Below are 4,175 nucleotides of genomic sequence, written 5' to 3'. Positions count from 1 at the left end.
AGAGGATATTTCACTAAAACAAAAGACAAACCCTTATTTTGAGGTTAACTCAAACGGGGTTTGTCTCTAATCTGCGGCTATAATGAATATCATTCATTATAGCCTATAGAAAGGGCTTATAATGAAAAGACAACAAATTAAATACACACAAAATTTTATTACTGCTAAAGAAGACATTGAAGGCATATTATCCTTAACTAATATCTCACAGAATGATTTATTATATGAGATAGGATCTGGTAAAGGACATTTTACAAAAGAATTATGCAAAATTTGTAAGGAAGTAACTGCCATTGAAATTGATACAAAGATGTGTGAGGCAACTAGAAAAAGAGTTGGAAATCAAAATAATCTTAACATTATTAATGAGAATGTTTTGTCCTATAATTTCCCTCATGACAAGGATTATAAAATATATGGAAATATACCTTACAACATCAGTACCGATCTTGTAAAAAAGATTGCTTACGAAACCTCGGCAAGCGACAGTTTTTTAATTGTAGAAGAAGGCTTTGCAAAAAGATTATTAGATATGAATCGAGCTTTGGCATTAATCCTTAGAAAAGATTTAGAAATATCAATCGTAAAAAATATTCCGAGAACAATATTTCATCCTAGACCTAGTGTTGACTCTTCACTAATTAGAATGAAAAGACTCAATAATTATATGACATCAAGAGATAGACAAATCTATGAGGATTTTGTGTATAGCTGGGTGAATAAAGATTATCGAAAATTATTTACTAAAAACCAAATTCGAAGAGTTAAACAAAATGTAAAGATTAATGATTTTAGTCAGGTCACATTGGAACAATTTGATAGTATATTTGAGAGTTATCAATTGTTTAATTAAATTTATAGATTATGATTCTTAAGTTTTATTCCTAATGTTGGCTAGACTATTGATATGTAGACAAACATAAATTCAGGCGGATTGCACAATGAGCAATTTTTAAGACATATTGATGAAAAGAGTGATGTATATTTGAAAAGCTCTACTAATACTAATATGAGCTGGATATAATCTTTTTGAAAGATTGATTGAAGAATTAGTTAAACATTAATCTTAACGAAAAATAGGAGAGACATGGAGCTATGCAGTGATTATGCATAGCCTTTGTCCCTCTTTAGTATTATTTTAAAGAAAATTTGTGTCATGTGTCGTATATAAATATTTACTTTGAAGGCACTTTTCAATAAAATTTGAGTGATAACAAGAAAACTTTGTGCAGATGACTTACCAGAAGAAGTAATTTCTTGTAAGGTTCTGTCTAGTCGATATGGAGGAGAAAAAGCATGAATTTAACAACAGAAAGAATGACCTTGAGAACTTTTAAATCACAAGATTTAAGAGATCTATTAGATTTTTATCAAGATGAAGAGGTTTGTAAATACTTGTTACATGAGCCATGGGATGATAGTACTTCTACTGAGTTATTAAATGAGAAAATAAATAATAATGAGCTTTCTGAAGCGAAGTTGTTGAACATAGCTTGTGTGTTAGAGGAGAAAGTTATCGGGGATATTTCTGTTTGGTACACCGATATGAAAGAAACGGTAGAAATTGGCTATGTTTTTAATCCTAAGTATTCTGGACGTGGATATGCAAGTGAAGCGGTAACGAGAGTGATTGGCTATTTATTTTCAGAACATAATGTTCATCGTATCCAGGCGGTGCTAGATGCAAGAAATTTTGCCTCAGCGAAATTATGTCAAAGAGTAGGTATGCGACAAGAGGCACACTTTATCCAAGATTATTGGAGTAAAGGCGAATGGACGGATAGTTACGTCTATGCAATTTTGGCATCTGAGCATGTAATCTAATTACCATCCAAACCACACTTCCAACATACTAAAATCAATCTATCCCTTACCCCCAACACATGTTGAGTGTGTGGTATTGATGGAAAAAGTAAAAGAGTAAAATGTTGTTATATCAGCTTTTTGAATGTGTGAGTCATATTCAGAAGGCTGTTTTTTTAGTATAATGAAGGTGAAATCGTTAAAGTTTACGAGTTTTCAATGAAAATTTCTTGGTAGTTTGGGGAAACAAATCAAAAAACCGAAGCAAACATCATTCTGTGTATGCTTCGGTTTATAGATATTTAAAATAGATATTCGGTTTTTGAAGGAGTATATGAGTAATAGATTTCATCAAAGGTATCATCTAATCTTTGTTGTAAGTCAGCATCTATCGGATTTAATTTAAGTTTTTTAACTATTTGATTAATCTTATCTAATTGGCTTTCATTCGGTAAAATAAATGGAATTTTCTTTAAATAGTTCGCAGAATTATTTGCAGTAGGATTAATCAGATGAATTATTTTATTACCAATATCTGAATTAATTAGTCCTAGGACGTAATTGAAGTATTTTTCTTTTCTTGGAAAAACTCCAACAATACTTTGATCAAATACCATCTTGTTCATTTCTGTTGCTTTTATTACACTGCTTTTGACCATTGGGACTGCAATACCGTGTTTGAAGTAATATTGAGAATTTTGAAAACGGGCTTTTTTATCGTTATGATAATAATCGATAGCTTCAGTTGTCCAATCTATTAACCATGGGTTATTGTTTCTTTTATATTTTACATCAGAACTGCTTTTTACAATTGGGATATAGCGTTTCCCATTTTTAAGAGGATCGAGTGACATATGGTTCTGATCGATATCTTCGCTAGAAATTATTGGATATCCTTTAGCGTTTCGTACATTTTCCTTTGTAACTGCCATAAATCTCTTATTGTTCCCTGTATAAATTCCGGTAACACAATCACAAAAATCACCAAGAGAAAAATCACAATATTTCATTAGTTCCATTAAATCATTATTTAAAATAAATCTATGATTATGATTGCTAAGGATCTCTGATTGCGTTAGATAAATTTTTTCCAGGGTATTATCGGGTAAGTTTATTTGGTTCACATCAGTAAAATTTTTGACTAACTTTATTTTGTTACCTAAACATTCATTTAAAGAGGAGGATTTTTTAACGTTATGATGCATAAATTACTATACCCAAAAGAAACTCCAGGGAAAAATTTACTTGGAAAAATTAATATCTCTTCTATAATGGTTTCGGATAATATTTTTTTTCTAATTTGTTTATGATTATTAAGAAAAAGAAAGGTATCAGGAATTATAAATGATAATTTTCCGTGATTATTAAGGAGTGTAAGGCATCTATATAAAAATAGAGTATAAGTTTCCTTTGCATATAATCCTTGAAACTTATTTTTGTAAAATTCTCTTTCATCATATTCAAGCCAGCCTCCGTAGGGAGGATTTCCTATTATTTTTGTATAGTACCCTCCCTTTTCTGAGTAGCTATTTAATAAGTTACTAGTCAAAGTATTAGCATGATAGATAGATATATTAGCAAAGTTCTTATATTTATTATTTAATACTTCAATAGCTTCTTCATCGATATCAAAAGTATCGATAGGTCCTTGAAATCCACTAGATATAAGTTCATCAATAAAAGCACCTTCACCACCACTAGGTTCCAATACATTATCATTTGAATTCAATTCAAGTTTATTTACCATGTAAGACGTAATATCTAAGCTATTTGTGTAATACGATTGGAATACTTTCTCCACATTATGTTCCTCCTAGAATAAATTTTTTCATGAACAACTTACCTCTTTAATGTTACCAAGTCAAGTATTTTAGGAGGTCATATGTTTGTAAGTAATCTCTAAATTCTGGAGTTATATCCGATTCCCAATCCATATTTTCTATCATCCATTTAGCTATATTAAATCCAGTAAATTCTTCCGTTTTTTTATATACTTCTCCGGCACAATAAACTTCCCAAAGACCAGAGTTTTTTAATGTTTGTAAATAGTGATTATTATCCGCTTCTTCTTGTCTAACAAAAATTAAAGTCTTATGTTCGCTCTCTAGCTGATTGTAAACACTAGCTACCATTAAAAGTCTATTAGTATTTCCTTTTTCATTACTACTGAAACCACTTTTATAATCAATATCGTAGTAAATATCATTTTGTTTGAAATGTAAATCTAAATTTAAGTTAATGGCACCACTATCAACATATCCCCAAATAGATTCAAACATGCTTTTCAGTGTAGAGTGTTCTTCTTCTGAGATATTTAACTTATCAATGTTAGGAGATAATACATTTGTGACATAAAACAAACAAAAAAAGAG

General features: G+C 30.2%; 5 protein-coding genes. 2 read left to right on the top strand and 3 right to left on the bottom strand.

Annotated elements, in window-relative coordinates; genetic code table 11:
* Positions 1-121: 121 nt before the first annotated feature.
* Both erm and HMPREF9707_RS08375 read left to right on the top strand, forming a co-directional pair.
* A complete protein-coding gene (gene erm / locus HMPREF9707_RS08380; RefSeq protein ID WP_006702271.1) occupies positions 122-853 on the top strand; it encodes a 23S ribosomal RNA methyltransferase Erm in 732 nt (243 codons plus the stop codon).
* A 443-nt stretch (positions 854-1,296) separates the two neighbouring features.
* Positions 1,297-1,824 (top strand): GNAT family N-acetyltransferase, encoded by a 528-nt coding sequence (locus HMPREF9707_RS08375; protein ID WP_006702270.1) that lies wholly within the window; start codon positions 1,297-1,299, stop codon positions 1,822-1,824.
* A 281-nt stretch (positions 1,825-2,105) separates the two neighbouring features.
* Here HMPREF9707_RS08375 and HMPREF9707_RS08625 read toward each other — a convergent pair whose 3' ends face one another.
* The 3 genes from HMPREF9707_RS08625 to HMPREF9707_RS09155 form a co-directional block, all read right to left on the bottom strand.
* Positions 2,106-3,008, bottom strand: coding sequence for a restriction endonuclease subunit S domain-containing protein (locus tag HMPREF9707_RS08625; protein ID WP_006701839.1), 903 nt, complete (start codon positions 3,006-3,008; stop codon positions 2,106-2,108).
* Positions 2,975-3,604: an Eco57I restriction-modification methylase domain-containing protein gene (locus tag HMPREF9707_RS08620; protein WP_006701840.1), complete on the bottom strand. Its 630-nt coding sequence runs from the start codon at positions 3,602-3,604 to the stop codon at positions 2,975-2,977. Before HMPREF9707_RS08620 ends, HMPREF9707_RS08625 begins: the two co-directional genes overlap by 34 nt.
* 52 nt (positions 3,605-3,656) lie before the next feature.
* Positions 3,657-4,175, bottom strand: a 519-nt coding sequence (locus HMPREF9707_RS09155) for a hypothetical protein (protein ID WP_006701841.1), incomplete at its 5' end; no start/stop codon positions are given.

Source organism: Falseniella ignava CCUG 37419 (assembly GCF_000301055.1).
In the GTDB taxonomy this organism is placed as follows: domain Bacteria; phylum Bacillota; class Bacilli; order Lactobacillales; family Aerococcaceae; genus Falseniella; species Falseniella ignava.
This window is presented reverse-complemented; position numbering and strand designations above follow the sequence as displayed.

Bases quoted from the DNA above. Each gene is read 5' to 3' on its own strand.
- erm (WP_006702271.1), top strand. From the start codon at position 122: ATGAAAAGACAACAAATTAAATACACACAAAATTTTATTACTGCTAAA.
- HMPREF9707_RS08375 (WP_006702270.1), top strand. From the start codon at position 1,297: ATGAATTTAACAACAGAAAGAATGACCTTGAGAACTTTTAAATCACAA.
- HMPREF9707_RS08625 (WP_006701839.1), bottom strand. From the start codon at position 3,008: ATGCATCATAACGTTAAAAAATCCTCCTCTTTAAATGAATGTTTAGGT.